Source organism: Hymenobacter metallicola (assembly GCF_004745645.1).
Taxonomy (GTDB): Bacteria; Bacteroidota; Bacteroidia; order Cytophagales; family Hymenobacteraceae; genus Hymenobacter; species Hymenobacter metallicola.
The window spans coordinates 138,422-155,346 of record NZ_SRMB01000003.1 but is presented as its reverse complement, the minus strand read 5'-3'; the positions used below and the strand labels follow the sequence as shown (position 1 = coordinate 155,346).

Sequence of the window (16,925 nt, the reverse complement as noted above, 5' to 3'; positions counted from 1 at the left end):
TTCCACTCCCCCTCGTCCACAACCACATGAAAAAGCATCTTCTCTCCGTCGTAGCCCTAATTGCGCTGCTTACGGCCTGCGACAACCTCAAGAATCCCGAAACCAAGGACCAGCCCCAGGAAGCCACCCAAGATACGGCTGTCGTATACCGCGACGGTGAAACGGCCGCGGGGGCTGTAGAAGGCGCTACTGCCGCCGCTACCGATGCCGTGGGCAGTGGCTGGGACATGGCCAAGCAAAAGCTGGCCGACGTGAAGTACCCCGAAGTAAATTTGCCCGACGTGACGGTGCGCGGCAACGAGGAATATAGCGTGTACGGGGTAGAAGAAGCCGTTCTATTCGACACGGATAAAGCCGAAATAAAGGCCAGCGCCAGCAAGGCCCTGGAGCAAATTTCGGCTTCTATCGGCCAGCGTTACGCTACGGGCCCGGTGTATATTATGGGCTTTGCCGACTCGCGCGGCGATAAGAGCTACAACCGGGAACTGAGCGAAAAGCGCGCTAACGCCGTGAAAACCTGGCTAAGCCAGAACGGTAAAATTGATGCTTCGCGCGTGAGCGTGGAGCCCATGGGCGAAAGTGAGCCGGTGGCCTCTAACGCCACGGCCGAGGGCCGGCAGCAGAACCGCCGCGTCGAAATTGCCGTGCGCACGAAATAGCGTGCTGCTGAGTAGTGTGCTGATGTGGACGAATGGGCAAAATGCCTTTTAAGCAACTCCTTCTCTGAACTGGCCACTAGGACAAACAAAAAGGCTGCATCCCAAAGGATGCAGCCTTTTTGTGTTACTGGCTGCGTGAGGCTAGGTAAAGCTCTGCGGCATTAATCTTTGATCATATCCACTTCGGCCTTGATCATGGCGTTGTAGCGCATGCCGTTGTTGGCCAGCGTAATCAGGCTCCAGCCCTTGCCGATGGAGTACGTCCAAGTGCGGCTTTCCTTGAATTCGAAGGTCGGGCGCATAATCTGACCGTAGGGTGTATAGGAGTCCATAAAGTTAGTGGTGTAAAATTTGTCCCCACTTACAATCCACTCCATGGCTACGAAGAAGCCCTCTTCGGGCGCTTCCACGTTGTACTGGGTCAGGTCGATAGTGTACCACTCACCGCCTTTAGGGGCCGATACCACCACGTTATCCGTCAGGATGTCGGTGTTGGGCGAGTTATAGTTGCCGTCAGCTTTGTAGAGGCGCACGCGGAAGGGCTCCCGGGGGAAGCCATTTTCCCCGATGTAGAACGACACCGAGCGCACGTTGCCGAGCTTCTTGCCTTTCTCGTTTTTCACGAAAAAAGCGTACTGCTGGCCGGGCAAGCCCTGAATCATCCCCTCGCCGGGCGTATTGCCTTTTGAGCCTAGGGCCAAGTCTTTCACCTTGCCGCCCTTAACGGTAACTTCTTTCAGCTCAATCACGCGCTTAGGTACCTCGATGATAAGGTCCTGCAGATTCGTGCCCTTTTTCACCAGAATGGCCTTGCGGAAATACCCCAGTGCAAGAACCACCAGGGAGTCCTGGGCATTCTTTTCCGGCATGGCCATCTGAAAGAAGCCATACTCATTGGTCAAAGCGCCACTTTGCTCTTCCTTTAAGCCGATAGAGGCAAAAGGGATTGGCTCTTTGGTCTTTTGGTCTACAATGCGCCCCGAGATTTTATTCTCCTGAGCAAAGCCTAGTGCTGGAAACAGCAGAACGAAGGCGAAAAGAGTAAGTAAGCGTTGGAGCATAGGTAGGCAGATTCTTAATTATATGTCAAAACTACAATGAAAAGGGCGAAGAAACGCAATACCTCCCTGAATATTTATAAATATGCAATTACACTTCGGAATAATTCTAAATCAAAGACTTAACCCATTTTAGAAGGCTCACTAGGGAAGATATCTGAGTTTTGGCTGAAACCTAAATGGGTAGTACCTTTGTTTGAACAGAATCTAAATAAAGCCCCCGCCCGTGTCCAGCCGTTCCACCCAAGTTCAGACCCGTATGCCCCGCAGCGTGAAAGACCTGCGCCTGGGGGAAAGTGGCACGATCTGCTGCCTGCAAGATGCTGAAATGGCGCTCAAGCTGCTGGAAATGGGCTGTATCCCGGGCACGCAGGTGCGGCTGAATAGCCGAGCCCCTTTGGGCTGCCCGATTACGCTGGTCGTAGGCGACGATGATTATACCTTGTCGTTGCGCGTCAGTGAGGCTGCCACGATTCTTTTGAAAGACTAGCCGCTGCCGTATGGCCCGCGCCACCCTCATATCCGACTCCTCCGGAGCGGCCGCCTCGGCCATGACTCTGGAAGCCCTGCGCGACGTGCCGCCGCGCAGTCACCGCGAGCTGACGCGCATCGCTCTTATCGGCAACCCGAACTCGGGGAAGTCGTCGCTGTTCAACCAGCTCACGGGCCTGAATCAGAAAGTTGGCAACTTCCCCGGCGTTACCGTCGACCGTAAAACGGGGATCAGTCAGCTCACGGCCCAGCATCGGGCTGAAATCGTGGACTTGCCTGGCACCTACTCGCTCTACCCCAAGAGCCTGGACGAGAAGGTAATCACGGACCTGCTCTACGACCAAGCTTCAGACCAGTATCCGGACTTTGTGGTAGTGACAGTAGACGCGTCGAATCTGCGGCGCAATTTGCTGTTGTTTACTCAGCTAGCCGACCTCGGCCTGCCCGCCGTGCTGGCTTTGAACATGATGGACGTGGCTGAGCAGCACGGCGTGCAGATTGATATCATGGCCCTGCAGCAGGAGTTGGGCGTGCCCATCATTCCGATGAATGCCCGCAAGGGTGTCGGTATTGCCGCCCTTAAAATTGTGATGTCGCGGCAACTAGGCGCACCCACCAGGGCTTTTTATGAGCCGGGTGATGACCTGCTGCCCATGATCCGGCAGATTCGGTACTACTTTAACTTACACAACGACTACCTGGCGCTGCACTATGCCCACCAGTTTCGGCAGATCAGCTTCCTGACGGCCGATGACAAGGCCTACATTGCCGAGCTGGTCGAGAAGTACGACTTTAAGCCTACCGCCCGGCAGGCCCAGGAAACTATCGACCGGTACGCCCGCATCAACGATATTCTGCTGAATACCGTGACGGTGGTGCGCACCGAGAAAAACGAGCCCTACAGCAACAAGCTCGACAAAGTGCTGACCCATAAGGTGTGGGGCTACCTGATTTTCTTCGGCATTTTGTTTCTGATGTTCCAGGCCGTATTTGCCTGGGCCAGCTACCCGATGGAGCTCATCGACGAAGGCGTGACCTGGATCAATCAGCTCATTCAAACCAATTTCGACGGCCCCCTGGTAAACCTGCTGACCGAGGGGGTGCTGGCTGGTTTGGGCGGGGTGCTCATTTTCATTCCCCAGATTGCCTTGCTCTTCGCCTTCATTGCGGTGCTCGAAGAAACTGGCTACATGGCCCGGGTGACCTTTATGATGGACCGCATCATGCGCAAGTTCGGCCTGAATGGTAAGAGCATTGTGCCCCTGATTTCGGGAGTGGCATGCGCCGTGCCGGCCATTATGAGTGCGCGCACCATCGAAAACTGGAAGGACCGTATCATCACCATCTTCGTGACGCCGCTGATGAGCTGCTCGGCCCGGATTCCGGTCTATACCGTACTTATTGCGCTAGTTGTGCCCCCGCAGAAAGTGCTGGGCATTTTCAACCTGCAGGGCATTGCTCTGATGGGCCTGTATCTGCTGGGATTTTTCGCAGCTATCTTCTCGGCCTGGGCTCTGAAAATGATTCTGCGCACCCAGAACAAGAGCTACTTCATCATGGAGTTTCCGGTATACCGTTGGCCGCGCTGGAAAAACGTGGGCCTGACCATTGTGGAAAAGGTGAAAGCCTTTGTGTTCCAGGCAGGTAAGGTCATTGTGGCTATTTCGGTAATTCTCTGGGTGCTGGCCTCCTACGGGCCCGGCAATGCCCTGGAGCAGGCCGAGGCCCGAGTGCGGACTACGGCCGCCCAGCAGCGGCTTACGCCCGAGGAAACCGACATCCGCATTGCCTCCGAAAAGCTGGAAAACTCTTACGCCGGCTTGTTTGGCCGTACCCTGGAGCCGGCCATCCGCCCCTTGGGTTTCGACTGGAAAATCGGCATTGCCCTGATTACCTCCTTCGCTGCTCGGGAAGTGTTTGTGGGCACTATTTCTACGATTTACAGCGTCGGCCAGGATGCGGATATGCGTACGGTACAGCAAAAGCTCGCCGCAGAGAAGGATGAAAACGGGCAGCCGTTCTTTACCCCAGCCCGGGCGTTTTCGCTGTTGGTATTCTACGTCTTTGCCATGCAGTGCATGAGCACGCTGGCCGTGGTTTACCGCGAAACCAAAGGCTGGAAATGGCCCCTGTTGCAGCTGTTTTACATGACGGGCCTGGCCTACGTGTCGTCTCTGCTGGTGTACCAGCTGTTCAGCTAGTTGTTGTCCTGGCGAGCTAGCAAAGCCATCGGTCCTCTGCTGATGACAAATTCCCTTTTACCAGCAAGCCCTTCACTCCAGCTGGAGTGAAGGGCTTGCTGCTTGAGAGAGGTCAGTCCCTTTGGTTGCGCCTCGCCAAGCTAGTTATTACCGGCCAAGCAGAAATACGGCGGGCTGCTTGTGAATCTGGGGAAGCTTACCCTTCCAGTTGGCTACCGTGTCGGTACGTACCAACTCGTCGGCAGCGGTAAGGTTGGCGGCAATGCAGAGGCGGGTGGCGGGCTGCAACTGGGTGAGCAGGTCGTCCAGCATCTGCATGTTGCGGTAGGGCGTTTCGATGAACAGCTGGGTCTGATGCTGGCTCAGCGCCTGTTTTTCCAGGTTTTTGATGGCCGCAATCCGTTGGGCGCGCTCAATGGGCAGGTAGCCGTGAAAAGCGAAACTTTGCCCATTCATGCCCGAGCCCATCAGGGCCAGCAGCAACGAAGATGGCCCCACCAGCGGCACCACCCGGATACCTAGCTTATGGGCCAGGCGCGCTATTTCGGCGCCGGGGTCGGCCACCCCGGGGCAGCCGGCTTCCGACATCACGCCGGCATCCTGACCGGCTACCACGGCCTTGAGGGCCTCCTGAATCTGGGCTTCCGTTGAGTCTTTGTCGATGACGCTGATACGCAGGCTTTCAATCACCTGAGCCGGCGCCACACTCTTGATGAAGCGCCGGGCCGTGCGGGCATTTTCTACCAAAAAGTACGACAGCGCCGCTACTTGCGTGGCCACTTGAGCCGGCAGCACCTGGGGCGCTGTCTCGTCGGCCAGCACGGTAGGAATAAGGTAAAGAGTACCTCTCATTGTAGTCATCTGGTTGTTGGTTGCTCGTCGTGAGGTGGCTCTATCTTGTTTTTTGCAGACAATGAACTACCCACAATACAGCTAGCTTTTCACAAAAGCTTCGACCAGGGCGTAGATCTGGTCAGGCTCCTCGGCGTGCAGCCAGTGGCCGGCATTCACGATGGTTTCGACCTGGCTGTTGGGAAACAGGGCCGGAATACCGTAGAGCTTGTCTTCGGTACTGATGTAGTCGGACTTGCCGCCGCGCACAAATAAGGCCGGCTTTACGAAAGGAAGTGGGCTGGTTATTTCGGCCCCGATGGCGGGCATGTGCTGGGTAAGCGCCGCCAGGTTGGGCCGCCAGGCGAAGGAATTGTCTTCGCGGCGGTAAAGATTCTTAAGCAAGAACTGCCGCACGCCCAGCTGCGGAATATGCTGCGCCAGGGCCTCATCGGCCTGCTGCCGCGACTCGATGGTGGCCAGGTTTACGGCGTGCAAGCCAGCCAGAATATCGTCCTGGTGGCGCATATCCGACAGGCGCGGGGCAATATCGAGCACAATGAGTTTGTCGAGGCGGGTGGGGTGGTCGAGGGCGAAGCGCATGGCCACCTTGCCGCCCATACTGTGGCCCATCAGCGCAACGTGCTGCAGCTGCAGTTGTTCGAAGAGCTCCAGCACATCCTGACTCATGAGCTCATAGCTGTGTTCGGGCGTTTGGGGCGAGCGGCCGTGGTTGCGCAAGTCAACGACGATAACCCGATGCGTTTCGGCCCAGCGCTTAGCCAGGGTTTGCCAGTTATCGGAGGTGCCGAAGAGGCCGTGCAGGATAACGAGCGGATTGCCCGCGCCCAGTTCGCGAAAGTGTAGTTGCATAGTGGCCGCAAAGGTCGTAAGAAGCGGGCAAACGAAGCAGCCCAGCTTTCGGAAAGAACCGGTTCGGGAAGTGGCTGCTGCTTGGGCAGAGCAAAATAGCCGGCGCCTAGTTTACTCCCGGCAGCTGCACTACCACGCTGGTACCCCCGCCCGGCGCACTCTGAATATCCAGGGTGCCACCGTGCCGCTGCACGAAGGCTTTGCACAGCATCAGCCCCAACCCGGTGCCGGTACGGGGGCCGACCGGAGTCGTGGGGTTGGTTACGGGCTGGTTGCTGAGTACTTCCGCTACCAGAGCCGCCGGCATGCCCCGCCCCGAATCGGTGACGGTAAGCCGAACAGTTGAGTCAGTCAAGCTGGCTTCGGCCGAAAACCGCACGGTGCCGCCCGGCGGCGTGAATTTCAATGCATTACCCACCAAGTTGCGCAAAATCGTGCGGGTCATGTTCTGGTCGGCCCAGAGCATCAGGTCATCGGGGTGAGTAGCTTGGAGGGAAATCTGCTTAGCCTCGGCGGTGGTTTGGTAGAGTTGCTGGTTCTCGGCAAACAAGTCGGCGACGACCAGCTTCTCGGGGCGGAAAGCCAGTTCGCCGGTTTGGCTTACGGCCCAGTTGAGCAGATTATCGAGCAGGTTGTTCAGGCTCTGCGCCGATTGTCGAACCAGGGCTGGCAGCTTCTGCAGCCCTTCTTCGTCCTTGCGCTTGAGGTAAAAGCCAATCAGCTCCGTAACGCCCACAAAAGAAGTAACCGGACCGCGCAGGTCGTGGGCTACAATGGCGTAGAGACGGTCTTTGGAAGCGGCCATCCGGCGCAGTTCGGCGGTACTCTCCTGCAGGGCCACGTTGTTGGCGGCTAATTCAGCCCGGCTGCGGCGCAGCTGCCAGTACAAGAACCCAAAGCCCAGCAGGCCCAGCACCAGGGCTGCAATAGCACCCCACAGCACCCGGTTGCGAATTTTTTGCAGCTCGGTTTGTTGGGTCAGCAACTGAATCTGCTGCTCTTTGTCCTGCATATCGTAACGGCTTTGCAGCGCCGTTAGCGTGGCCAGGCGGCGGCCGTTGTTTAGCGAGTCATTCAGCGCTAGGTAGTGGGTCTGCCACTTATAGGCCTGCTGAAACTGCTGCTGCCGGGCCGTGACCTCGGCCAGCATGCTGTAGGCGTCTAGGGTGCGCTCTTTGCTTTGGCCCAGCCGGGCCTGCTGCAGCGACTGCCGGGCGAGTACGGCGGCCTCCGGGGCCCGGTTAGTTTCGAGTAGTACCATGCTCAGCAGGGCCAGGTTGCCGGCCTCGTAGCGCGGCTGCTGAGCTTGCTGGGTGATGGCTAACGACTGGCGAATCAGGTTTTCGGCTAGGTCGTAACGTTTCTTGTAATAGTAGTAAGTCCCCAGGTTGGCCAGGTAGATCGACTCATTGATGCGGTTGCCGCTGCGCCGGGCCAGCTTCAGGGCCAGGTCGGTGTAGCGGAGGGCTTTGGGGTCTTGCTCAAGGTGAAAAAACAGGCTGGACAAATTGCCATACAGCGTGAGCAGGGTGGCTACCCGCACGCCTTTGCGGGTGGCTAGGTGCAGGGCCTGCTGATAGTGGCGCCAAGCAATAATCGTATCGTTGCGCTCGTGATGGACGGCCGCCATCGTAGTATAGCTCCGCACCAAACCGTCGGCGTTGTTCAACTGCCGGGCTATGCTATTGGACTTAGAGTACAGATCCAGGGCGTGCACTCCATCGGATAAAGTAGCGTAGCAGCTCCCCAGGGTACAAAGGCTTTGCATCAGCCCGCGCTGGTCGTGCAGGCGCGTGGCCAGGGCTACTGCCTGCTCTCCGTAGCGCCGGGCCGTGTCGGGGGCAACGTCGTGGAGGGCGTAGCTCAGCGAATCCAGAGCCAATAGCCGGGGGCGGGAAGCGGGCAGCACCGTTAGCCGGCGCTGTAATTTGCTGATAACTGCCCGTTCCTGTGCGTGCAGAGGCGGAGTCAAAACCTGGAGGAGCAGCAAAAGAAGTATAAGTTGCCGCATCCGGACAGGCCAAGGAGAGTACTGCGCAAAAGTAATATTCTGTCGCGTATCAGCCGCGGGTCGGTTAGTACTTTTTCGTGAAGTTGTCTCTTGTTACTACCAGGTAGGCAAACGCTATGCAAAGCAAAACCAACGTTGCCGATGCTCCAAATTGGAATTTCGGAGAAACTCCGCTACCGGGGCCAGGTTGGTAAGTAACGAAGTGAGGGTCAGGACTTCCCCCGTACTCAAATGCAGCCGCAGCAAGTTGTAGTTACTCCAGAAAAGACGCTTGGAGCGGCAGGTAATATATTCCACTTTCTGCAGATCACGCTTGCTAAACGGAATTAGCACCGGTCCTTCATATACCTCCAACCGGTTCTGCTTAGGATCAAATACGAGCGTGGTCCGCAAGTTGCGGGCGTAGTACTGGGCGTGCAGAATCAGGGCCGGTACTGAGAAACCCAGAATGAGGGCTGCCATGGCCGTTAGCAACACCAATTCGTAGGCCGACAGGGTGCCCAGATAGAAAAAGGAAATCAGGAAGGGCAGGCCCACGCTCATGCACAGCAAGGGCCAGAACAGCAGGTAAAACTGCCGCAGAAAGTTGGGCCGGTACACTTTGCTGGCCTGCGTGAAAAAGCCGGTAATAAAGCGCAGGCCGAACACAATGGCGCATACGGCCACCGCGAATTCCAGCAGGGGCCGCAGAAAGGGAAACAGCTTCACGGGTTTAGCGCACCTCTATCCAGGGTTCCCCGGCCACGTGGGTCCGCAGCGTCCCAAACGAGGCCAGCTCCAGGCCGTACTGCTCGAACACGGCTTGCACGGCCGCCCGGCCGCCGGGCTCCACGCACACCAGCAAGCCCCCCGACGTCTGCGGGTCGCAGAGCCACTGGCGCTGCTCGTCGGTAATGTGCCCGATCTTGTGGCCGTAGCTGTCCCAGTTGCGCACGGTGCCCCCCGGAATAGCTTTCTGCTGGCGGTAGGCTTCGGCTTCGGCCAGCAGGGGTACTTTGCTGAAGTCAATTTCCGCCGTCAGGTTGCTGCCCTCGCACACCTCCGAAAGGTGGCCCAGCAGGCCAAAGCCGGTAACGTCGGTCATGGCGCGCACGGCTTCCAGCTGGCCCAACTCGTAGCCAATTTTGTTGAGCTGCATCATTTGCTGGGGCGCAATCTGCTCGTGTTCGGGCAATAGGATACCGCGTTTTTGCGAGGTGGTAAGCATCCCCACACCCAGGGGTTTGGTCAAGTACAGCTCGCAGCCGGCTGTGGCCGTATCATTCTGCTTCAGGTTTTTAATGTCGAGCATACCCGTCACGGCCAGGCCAAAGATAGGCTCGGGCGAGTCGATGCTGTGGCCGCCGGCCAGCGGAATACCGGCTTCGGCGCAGATGCTACGGCTGCCTTCAATCACGCGGCGGGCTACCTCAGGCGCCAGCTTATCGATGGGCCAGCCCAGCACGGCAATGGCCATGACCGGCCGGCCGCCCATGGCATACACGTCGCTGATGGCGTTGGCGGAGGCAATGCGCCCAAAATCGTAGGCGTCATCGACGATGGGCATGAAAAAATCGGTGGTGCTGATGATGGCCTGCCCGCCGCCAATGTCGTACACGGCCGCATCGTCGCGGCTGCTGTTGCCGACGAGCAGCTTATCGTGCTGGGGCTGGGCTATGCTGGTATGCAGAATCTGGTCGAGCACCTTGGGCGCAATTTTGCAGCCGCAGCCCGCGCCGTGGCTATACTGGGTGAGACGGATCTGGTCGGTGGCGGCGGAAGAGGTATCGGAGGCCATAGCAGGGAAAAGCAAAAAGAAGGATTCGGCGTTTATACAGATGCTCGAATCAACTGAAAAGTTTAAAACGACCTTGCCTACTCAAGGTAGCTGACCCCTCAGGCGGCAGAGTAAATACGCATCAAACGCGGCGGGTGGTAAGTTCCCGGGCAACGGCGGCCAGCACCAACTCCGCATTCACAACCGGGTCGCAGGTGTCGGACGGAATGCGTACCACTCGGCTGTTGGTTTTGTTGTCGAGTCCGAAACCGTAGGTCTTATCGTAGTAGGAGAGGGCAATATCGACCATCTTTTCCATGTCGCCGGTGGCAATAGCGGTCAGGGCCTCCTTGGTGGCGAGGCCGCCCAGCCGCTTGCTGATGCGCTGAATGGCTTCGGCCAGCTGCTGTGGGTCCTCCTTGCCGTACTCGGCGGCCAGCTTGCGGGTGCGCACCTCCCGCGGGATGTCGAGCACCAGGAGCGGAGCCGCCCGCATCTGCTCAAACAGCGGCTTGGGAATATTGAGTCGCCCGATGGTCAGGCTTTCGTCTTCCAGCCAAGCCGTCACGGTAGGGGGCAGCTGGCTAAGCACCAAGGCCAAATTATTCTCGAACTGCTCGGGCGTCGGCTGCGGGGGCAGCCCAATAGCCCCAAAAGATGAGCCTTTGTGGTTAGCCAGCCCTTCCAGATCCACGATGGTTTCGCCTTGGCGGGCCAGCTCGTGCAGCACGTCGGTCTTGCCCGAGCCGGTGAGCCCCCCCAGAATAAGCATGGCGCGAGGCTCACTGAACTGCGCCAGGGCCCAGCGGCGGTAGTCCTTGTAGCCTTTGTCGAGCAGGTGCACCTTAAAGCCGGCCAGCTCCAGCAGCCAGTGCACGGCCCCGCTGCGCATGCCGCCCCGCCAGCAGTGCAGGCGTACTTCCTTGTTGGGGGCCAGTTTCTGCGCCTGCTTTACCAGGCGGCTCATCTTGGGCCCGAAGAAGTCGAGGCCGATATGAATGGCGCGGTCCTGGCTGACTTGCTTGTAAGCCGTACCAATGCGGGCCCGCTCCTCATCCGAAAACAGCGGCAAACTCAGGGCCCCGGGAATATGCCCGTGGGCGTACTCAATGGGCGCGCGCACGTCCAGAATAGGAGCATTGGCGGGCCCGGTCAGGAATTCGGAAAGCGGAATACGAGGCAAAGGCGAAATGGTGAGAAGGTAAAAAAGTGAGATGGTGAGTTGATGTTCGGATAAGCCGTTCTTTAAACCGTGCGTAACGGCACTATTCAAATAAACGCCCAGCAGTTCACCCTTTCACTGGCTCACACCAGCTGCCGACGATACAGCTGAATCGTGTTTTCCAGCCCGTAGTACAGCGCATCGCACACCAGCGCGTGCCCGATGCTAACCTCGGCCAGCCCCGGTAAGTTCTGCTTGAGGTAGGCGAGGTTCTCCAGGTCCAGGTCGTGGCCGGCGTTTAGGCCCAGACCAAGCTGCTGTGCCAGAGTAGCCGCCACCGTGTAGGGCGCTATGGCCGCAGCCGGGTCCTGGGGGTACTGCCGGGCGTAGTCTTCGGTGTAGAGCTCAATCCGGTCGGTGCCGGTGGCTACGGCCGCTTTCACCATGGCCGGGTCGGGGTCAAGAAAAATAGACACCCGGCAGCCGATAGATTTAAGCTCCGTGACCACGCCAATCAGGTATATCTGGTGGGTGATGGTGTCCCAGCCGGCGTTGGAGGTAATGGCGTCGGGCGCGTCGGGTACCAGCGTCACCTGCTCGGGCTTCACCTCACGCACTAGGTCAATAAAGTCTGGCGTGGGGTTGCCCTCCACATTCAGCTCAGTGGTTACGATTTGGCGCAGGTCGCGCACGTCCTGGTAGCGGATATGACGCTCATCGGGGCGGGGGTGCACCGTGATGCCCTGCGCCCCAAACCGCTCACAGTCACGGGCTACCTGGAGCACATCGGGGCGGTTGTGGCCGCGGGCATTCCGCAGCGTGGCTATTTTATTTATGTTTACGCTAAGTTTCGTCATGAGAGAAGGCGAAAAACTGACTCCAGAACGGCCCGCGTGAGTCTTCCAGACGCGGCCAGTCGGAATCTACGGGTTCCAGACATTTACTACTACAAACTTATGGCTCTGAAGGAAACCATCGACGCGGATATCAAAAAGGCTATGCTGGCCAAGGACAAAGTACGGCTCCAGGCCCTGCGCAGCATCAAGTCGCAGATCATGCTGGCCGAAACGGCCGAAGGGGCTCATGGCGCCGCCCTGACCGAGGACGCCGAGCTTAAGCTGCTCAACAAAGCTGCCAAGCAGCGTCGCGAAGCCGCCGAAACCTACCAGAAGCAGTTCCGCTCCGACCTGGAAGAAATCGAGCTGGCCGAGCTGGCTATCATCGAGGAGTACCTACCCCAGCAACTCAGCGAGGCTGATCTGGTCGAAAAGCTCGTCGGCATTATTCAGCGCGTGGGCGCCACCGGCCCTTCCGACCTGGGCAAGGTTATGGGCGTTGCCGCCCGGGAGCTGTCGGGCCAAGCTGATGGTAAAATGATTTCCCAAGTCGTCAGCAACCTGCTCAACAACACGAATGTCTAAAAGGTGAACTAGTAAGATGGTGAAATGGTGAGTTTTTGGTTCGCCAAGTGCAGTAATGCGCAAACCGCGCCACCAGAACAGCAACTCACCATTTCACTACTTCACCAACTCGCCATATGTCCGGCTTCGATATTCTGCTGCTGATTCCGCTGGGCGTGGGTGCTGTCAAAGGCTTCCGCCGCGGCCTGGTGCTGGAGGCAGCTTCGCTCTTGGCTTTTGTCCTGGGCATTATCGGCGGACTGGCCTTGCTGAACGACGCTATTCCGCTGGTACGCAACTACGTGGGCGAGGCGTTTGGGCTGTTGCCCATCGTGTCGTTTCTGCTGGTGTTTGTGCTCATCACCTGGGGTGTGCACTTGGCCGGTAGCTTCGTCAAGACGGCCGTGCACCTCACACCTTTGGGTATGCTCGACAACCTGCTGGGCGGCATGGCCGGGGCCCTGAAGTGGGTGCTGGGCATCAGCCTGCTGCTGCACGGCATTGGGTTCACGGGGTTGCAGCTCCTGGCGCCTACCGTCGTAGCCGACTCCCAAGTATTGCCTATGGTGCAGCAAGCTACTCCTTTCGCCCTGGAAATAGTCGGCTTTGTCATGCCCTTTGCGGCTACCTTGCTGGAACAGCTGCGCGCGGTATTCTAGCTTACTGTGCAGGTGCAATCCTTGTAGGTGAGCTCACCCCAGCACTTAGAGAAAGGCTGCCAACTTTTGCGCCGAAAAGCTGCTCACTACGCTCCTATGCACCTGTTGCTGCTCGACAACTTCGACTCGTTTACCTTCAATCTGTTGGATTACTTCCAGCAGCTGGGGGCCACCGTTCAGGTAGTTCGCAACGACGTGCCACTGGAGGAAATCCGGCAATACTCGTTCGACGCCATCGTTCTGTCGCCCGGGCCCGGTACGCCCCGGCAGGCCGGCTGCCTGATGCAGGTTATCGAAGAATACCATCAGCGGGTGCCGATGCTAGGCGTCTGTCTGGGCCATCAGGCGCTGGGTGAGTTCTTCGGCGCTCAGCTAACCCGGGCGGCCCGGCCGATGCACGGCAAGGTTTCCACCATGCGGGTAACCGGCCCGGATGCATTGTTTGCCGATTTGCCGGCGCAAATTTCTATTGTGCGCTACCATTCACTGATTATCAATTCATTACCAACTGATTTACAGCCCCTGGCTTACACCCACGACGACGACCACGAACTGATGGCATTCCGCCACCGTACCTATCCCTTGTACGGCGTCCAGTTTCACCCTGAAGCACTGCTCACAACCCACGGTTTGGCCCTACTCGGCAATTGGGTCAAGAGTTGTATCATTGCGCAGGATGGTCAGTCAGCTCTAGCCGGCTTTGAAATCTCCCCCGAAGATGGACTTGCAGATTAAGGAACAACACGGTTTTCAGTATGTAGAAGAAGGCTCCGGTGAGGTGTTGCTGCTTCTGCACGGCCTGTTTGGCGCCCTCAGCAACTGGCAGGACGTAGTAGCAGAATTCAGCACCGACTACCGGGTTATTATTCCGCTGCTGCCTATCTACGACATGCCCCTGACCCAGGCCGGAGTGCCTGGCTTGGTAAGCTACGTGGAAGACTTTCTGCGCCGGCTGCACCTCGACCAGCCCCTGACGGTGCTGGGCAACTCGCTCGGCGGCCATGTGGCCCTGGTGTATGCCCTGCGCAACCCCAGAATGGTGCAGCGCCTGGTGCTCACCGGCAGCAGTGGTCTGTTTGAGGATTCCATGGGTGGCTCTTTCCCCAAGCGGGGCAACTATGCCTTCGTGCAGGAGCGGGTAGCCTACACCTTTTACGATCCTAGCATTGCCACCAAAGAGTTGGTAGATGAGGTGTTCAACGTCACCAACTCCAATACCAAGGTGCTACGCATTATCAACATTGCCCGCTCGGCCCAGCGTCACAACCTGGGCAAGGACCTGACTAAGATTACGGCGCCCACGCTGCTGGTTTGGGGCCTCAACGACACGATTACGCCGCCGGTTGTGGCCCACGAGTTTCACCGGCTGCTACCCAATTCTGAATTGCACTTTCTTGACCACTGCTGCCATGTTCCTATGATGGAACGGCCGCAGGATTTCAACTTGTTGCTCCGGCAATTCCTGCGTCGTACTGCTTTAGAGCCCGTCCTGACGTAGCGTCCAAACAAATTACCCCGCTGCCTGCTTATTGGTGGCCCGACTCCCTAGTTTAATTCTGGCATTCAGTTCTTTCCGCCCATGCATTCGATGATTGCTGAAGACTTGCTCAACCAAATGATTCCGCCCCTGAAGGTGTCGGATTCAGCCGGGAAAGCAGCCAAATGGCTGGAAGAATTCCACGTTGGCCAGCTGCCCGTGCTCGACAACCGCCTCTACCGGGGCCTGATTACCGAAGCTGACCTGCTCGACTACGACCACCCCGATGAACCCCTGACCAACGTGCCTTTTGGCTTCGCCGAGGTACACGTGCAGCGCGACCAGCATTTTTACAGTATCATGGAGTTGGCCATTCAAAACAAGATACAGCTCGTGCCCGTGCTCGACGATCAACACGAGTACCTGGGCGTTGTGACGGTAGGCGATACGCTGGCTGCTTTCGGCCAACTGCCCATAGCCGCCGGTCAGGGGGGGATTCTGGTTTTGTCGATGGACGAGCGGGACTATTCGCTGACGCAAATCAGCCGTTACGTAGAAGAGAACAACGCCAAAATTCTCAGTGCCCACGTCGCCCAGGACGAGCACGACCCGTACAAAATCCGGCTTACGCTCAAGCTGAACACCCCGAACATGGCCCGCATAACAGCTACGCTCGAGCGGTTTGGCTACGTTATTACGGCTCAGTTCAGCGGAGCCGGCGAGGTGGGGGAGAATGAGCAGGAGCGTTTCGACGGTTTGCTCAAGTACCTGAGTCTTTAAGCATTGATACGCGCCGAATGGTGAGCTTTGCACAATGCTGGATTCAGGCAAAAAGCCCCATGGTGAGCCAAGCAGTCAATCTTAAGAGCACCGTTTGCAAACCCCCGTACGTGTGCTTGCCTACCTGCTAGTTGTTCTGCTAGGCTGGCTGCCCGCCGCTCCTGCATCTGCCGCTACTCCACCCCCCGATTCTGTTCGTCGTGCCCCGCTCGATAGCCTGCTGCAAGTGCAGTGTCCGGGTTATTCCGTGCTGCGGGTCGCTACCATTCTGTTTGTCGGCAACGAAGTTACTAAGGAACGCATCCTGCGGGCCGAGCTGGACTTTCGGGAGGGCGACACGATTACGGCCGCCAAGTTGACCCGGCGCCTGGAAACCAACCGGCTACGGATGTTCAATCTGCAGTTGTTTCATGGGGTGCTGGCCCAGGCCGTGTGCCGCAACGGGGAAATAACAGTGCTGTTTAGCGTGCAGGAACGCTGGTACACGTTTCCTATTCCCATCCTTTCCCTGGCCGACCGTAACTTCCGTTCCTGGCTCGATCGGCCCGACAGGTGGCGCCGCGTCGATTATGGCCTGCACCTGGAGCGTAAAAACTTTCGGGGGCGTAACGAGGAAATCCGGGGCAACTTGCAGCTGGGCTTCAACCGCAAGTATGAACTCTTCTACGATACGCCCGGCTACGGCAAGCTGCGGCGCCTGGGTTTTGGCGTGGGCGCCTCTTACTACCGCAGCCATTCCCTCGATTACGCCACGGTGAACGACCGGCTCGCCAACTTTCGCGACGAGGTAGGTTTCCCCATTCAGCGGCAGTACCTGACGGCCGGTCTGCGTTGGCGCTACACCGTGCAGCGGCGCACGTTGCTGGATATTTCCTACCACCGCGAAGCTGTGTCGGATTCTGTCGTGCGGCGCAATCCGGATTATTTCCTGGGTGCCACTCGCCGCGAGTACGTCGATATTGCCCTGACAACGGTTTTCAACCACCGCAACACCTTCGCCTATCCCCTGACCGGACACTATCTGCGGGCTAGTGCCGTCCAGCGCATTTTCACCTGCTCGGCTCCACCGATTACCACTCTGCAGGCGCAAATAGCGAAGTATATGGCCCTGGGTCACAACTTTTACTACAGCGCCACCCTGCTCGGGCAGGTTCGGGTAGGGCGCCGCATAGCCTACGCCGACAACCGGGCTCTGGGCTACACCGAGCTGGTGCGCGGCTACGACCAGTACGTCGTCGATGGCCGTCATTACGGGCTTTTTCAGCAAGGCGTCTCGTATCGGCTCCTCGATGCGGGCCGCCTCAAGCTACGCGGCATTCATAATCCCAAGGTCAACAGTATTCCGCTGATTCTGTATTTAAATACCTTTACCGATGCCGGTTATGTTGCCGGGCGCAATTCTGCGTATGGCAACAGCCTGCCTAACCGCTTGCAGGCAGCGGCCGGTATCGGTTTGCACCTGGTCACGTATTACGACCGGGTCATCACCCTGGAATACACCCGCAATGCCGTAGGGCAGGGCGGGTTTTTTCTGCGTACTGAATTCCCCATCTGATCCGGTCTGAC

The 16,925-nt window shown here is 58.0% G+C and carries 17 protein-coding genes; 9 read left to right on the top strand and 8 right to left on the bottom strand.

Annotation, left to right across the window (positions count from 1 at the left end):
* Window positions 1-26: 26 nt before the first annotated feature.
* On the top strand, window positions 27-659 hold the full coding sequence (locus E5K02_RS15910; RefSeq protein WP_135396203.1) for an OmpA family protein: 633 nt from the start codon (window positions 27-29) through the stop codon (window positions 657-659).
* A gap of 161 nt (window positions 660-820) precedes the next feature.
* On the opposite strand, the gene E5K02_RS15905 is transcribed toward E5K02_RS15910, so the two are convergent.
* Window positions 821-1,720 carry a carboxypeptidase-like regulatory domain-containing protein gene (locus E5K02_RS15905; RefSeq protein WP_135396202.1) on the bottom strand — a complete coding sequence of 300 codons (900 nt, stop codon included), beginning with the start codon at window positions 1,718-1,720 and terminating at the stop codon, window positions 821-823.
* A 256-nt stretch (window positions 1,721-1,976) separates the two neighbouring features.
* Here E5K02_RS15905 and E5K02_RS15900 point away from each other — a divergent pair, with 256 nt between their 5' ends.
* The gene (locus E5K02_RS15900; protein ID WP_135396685.1) at window positions 1,977-2,207 is read left to right on the top strand and encodes a FeoA family protein; all 231 of its coding nucleotides are present in this window, start codon (window positions 1,977-1,979) and stop codon (window positions 2,205-2,207) included.
* Window positions 2,208-2,217: 10 nt separating this feature from the next.
* Window positions 2,218-4,410, top strand: coding sequence for a ferrous iron transport protein B (gene feoB, locus E5K02_RS15895; RefSeq protein ID WP_135396201.1), 2,193 nt, complete (start codon window positions 2,218-2,220; stop codon window positions 4,408-4,410).
* Between the two features lie 147 nt (window positions 4,411-4,557).
* Here feoB and E5K02_RS15890 read toward each other — a convergent pair whose 3' ends face one another.
* The 7 genes from E5K02_RS15890 to E5K02_RS15860 form a co-directional block, all read right to left on the bottom strand.
* The gene (locus E5K02_RS15890) at window positions 4,558-5,262 is read right to left on the bottom strand and encodes an SAM-dependent methyltransferase (protein WP_135396200.1); all 705 of its coding nucleotides are present in this window, start codon (window positions 5,260-5,262) and stop codon (window positions 4,558-4,560) included.
* An 81-nt stretch (window positions 5,263-5,343) separates the two neighbouring features.
* Window positions 5,344-6,114, bottom strand: a complete 771-nt coding sequence (locus tag E5K02_RS15885; RefSeq protein WP_135396199.1) for an alpha/beta fold hydrolase — start codon at window positions 6,112-6,114, stop codon at window positions 5,344-5,346.
* 106 nt (window positions 6,115-6,220) lie between these two features.
* Window positions 6,221-8,086: a sensor histidine kinase gene (locus tag E5K02_RS15880; protein WP_167856438.1), complete on the bottom strand. Its 1,866-nt coding sequence runs from the start codon at window positions 8,084-8,086 to the stop codon at window positions 6,221-6,223.
* 153 nt (window positions 8,087-8,239) lie between these two features.
* The gene (locus E5K02_RS15875) at window positions 8,240-8,833 is read right to left on the bottom strand and encodes a hypothetical protein (RefSeq protein ID WP_135396197.1); all 594 of its coding nucleotides are present in this window, start codon (window positions 8,831-8,833) and stop codon (window positions 8,240-8,242) included.
* A 4-nt stretch (window positions 8,834-8,837) separates the two neighbouring features.
* A complete protein-coding gene (selD, locus tag E5K02_RS15870; protein ID WP_135396196.1) occupies window positions 8,838-9,902 on the bottom strand; it encodes a selenide, water dikinase SelD in 1,065 nt (354 codons plus the stop codon).
* Between the two features lie 121 nt (window positions 9,903-10,023).
* Window positions 10,024-11,064 (bottom strand): tRNA 2-selenouridine(34) synthase MnmH, encoded by a 1,041-nt coding sequence (gene mnmH, locus E5K02_RS15865; protein WP_135396195.1) that lies wholly within the window; start codon window positions 11,062-11,064, stop codon window positions 10,024-10,026.
* A gap of 122 nt (window positions 11,065-11,186) precedes the next feature.
* On the bottom strand, window positions 11,187-11,900 hold the full coding sequence (locus tag E5K02_RS15860; protein WP_135396194.1) for a pyridoxine 5'-phosphate synthase: 714 nt from the start codon (window positions 11,898-11,900) through the stop codon (window positions 11,187-11,189).
* Window positions 11,901-11,999: 99 nt separating this feature from the next.
* On the opposite strand from E5K02_RS15860, the gene E5K02_RS15855 reads away from it, so the two are divergent.
* From E5K02_RS15855 to E5K02_RS15830, 6 genes are all read left to right on the top strand, one after another.
* Window positions 12,000-12,464: a GatB/YqeY domain-containing protein gene (locus E5K02_RS15855; RefSeq protein ID WP_135396193.1), complete on the top strand. Its 465-nt coding sequence runs from the start codon at window positions 12,000-12,002 to the stop codon at window positions 12,462-12,464.
* A gap of 116 nt (window positions 12,465-12,580) precedes the next feature.
* Entirely contained in the window at window positions 12,581-13,102 is a 522-nt protein-coding gene (locus E5K02_RS15850) for a CvpA family protein (RefSeq protein ID WP_135396192.1), read from the top strand.
* 96 nt (window positions 13,103-13,198) lie between these two features.
* On the top strand, window positions 13,199-13,837 hold the full coding sequence (locus E5K02_RS15845) for an anthranilate synthase component II (protein WP_135396191.1): 639 nt from the start codon (window positions 13,199-13,201) through the stop codon (window positions 13,835-13,837).
* The gene (locus E5K02_RS15840; protein ID WP_135396684.1) at window positions 13,821-14,600 is read left to right on the top strand and encodes an alpha/beta fold hydrolase; all 780 of its coding nucleotides are present in this window, start codon (window positions 13,821-13,823) and stop codon (window positions 14,598-14,600) included. The genes E5K02_RS15845 and E5K02_RS15840 overlap by 17 nt, the downstream gene beginning before the upstream one ends.
* Before the next feature lie 81 nt (window positions 14,601-14,681).
* Entirely contained in the window at window positions 14,682-15,359 is a 678-nt protein-coding gene (locus E5K02_RS15835; protein ID WP_135396190.1) for a CBS domain-containing protein, read from the top strand.
* Window positions 15,360-15,471: 112 nt separating this feature from the next.
* Complete coding sequence (locus E5K02_RS15830; protein WP_167856437.1) at window positions 15,472-16,914, top strand: BamA/TamA family outer membrane protein; 1,443 nt, start codon at window positions 15,472-15,474, stop codon at window positions 16,912-16,914.
* The last annotated feature ends 11 nt before the right edge of the window (window positions 16,915-16,925 follow it).

What these genes read in the sequence shown, in the direction of transcription:
- E5K02_RS15840 (WP_135396684.1), top strand. Translation starts at nt 13,821, where the DNA reads ATGGACTTGCAGATTAAGGAACAACACGGTTTTCAGTATGTAGAAGAA.
- E5K02_RS15860 (WP_135396194.1), bottom strand. Translation starts at nt 11,900, where the DNA reads ATGACGAAACTTAGCGTAAACATAAATAAAATAGCCACGCTGCGGAAT.
- E5K02_RS15845 (WP_135396191.1), top strand. Translation starts at nt 13,199, where the DNA reads ATGCACCTGTTGCTGCTCGACAACTTCGACTCGTTTACCTTCAATCTG.
- E5K02_RS15835 (WP_135396190.1), top strand. Translation starts at nt 14,682, where the DNA reads ATGCATTCGATGATTGCTGAAGACTTGCTCAACCAAATGATTCCGCCC.
- E5K02_RS15900 (WP_135396685.1), top strand. Translation starts at nt 1,977, where the DNA reads ATGCCCCGCAGCGTGAAAGACCTGCGCCTGGGGGAAAGTGGCACGATC.
- E5K02_RS15850 (WP_135396192.1), top strand. Translation starts at nt 12,581, where the DNA reads ATGTCCGGCTTCGATATTCTGCTGCTGATTCCGCTGGGCGTGGGTGCT.
- E5K02_RS15885 (WP_135396199.1), bottom strand. Translation starts at nt 6,114, where the DNA reads ATGCAACTACACTTTCGCGAACTGGGCGCGGGCAATCCGCTCGTTATC.
- E5K02_RS15910 (WP_135396203.1), top strand. Translation starts at nt 27, where the DNA reads ATGAAAAAGCATCTTCTCTCCGTCGTAGCCCTAATTGCGCTGCTTACG.
- E5K02_RS15905 (WP_135396202.1), bottom strand. Translation starts at nt 1,720, where the DNA reads ATGCTCCAACGCTTACTTACTCTTTTCGCCTTCGTTCTGCTGTTTCCA.
- E5K02_RS15855 (WP_135396193.1), top strand. Translation starts at nt 12,000, where the DNA reads ATGGCTCTGAAGGAAACCATCGACGCGGATATCAAAAAGGCTATGCTG.
- feoB (WP_135396201.1), top strand. Translation starts at nt 2,218, where the DNA reads ATGGCCCGCGCCACCCTCATATCCGACTCCTCCGGAGCGGCCGCCTCG.
- E5K02_RS15890 (WP_135396200.1), bottom strand. Translation starts at nt 5,262, where the DNA reads ATGAGAGGTACTCTTTACCTTATTCCTACCGTGCTGGCCGACGAGACA.
- selD (WP_135396196.1), bottom strand. Translation starts at nt 9,902, where the DNA reads ATGGCCTCCGATACCTCTTCCGCCGCCACCGACCAGATCCGTCTCACC.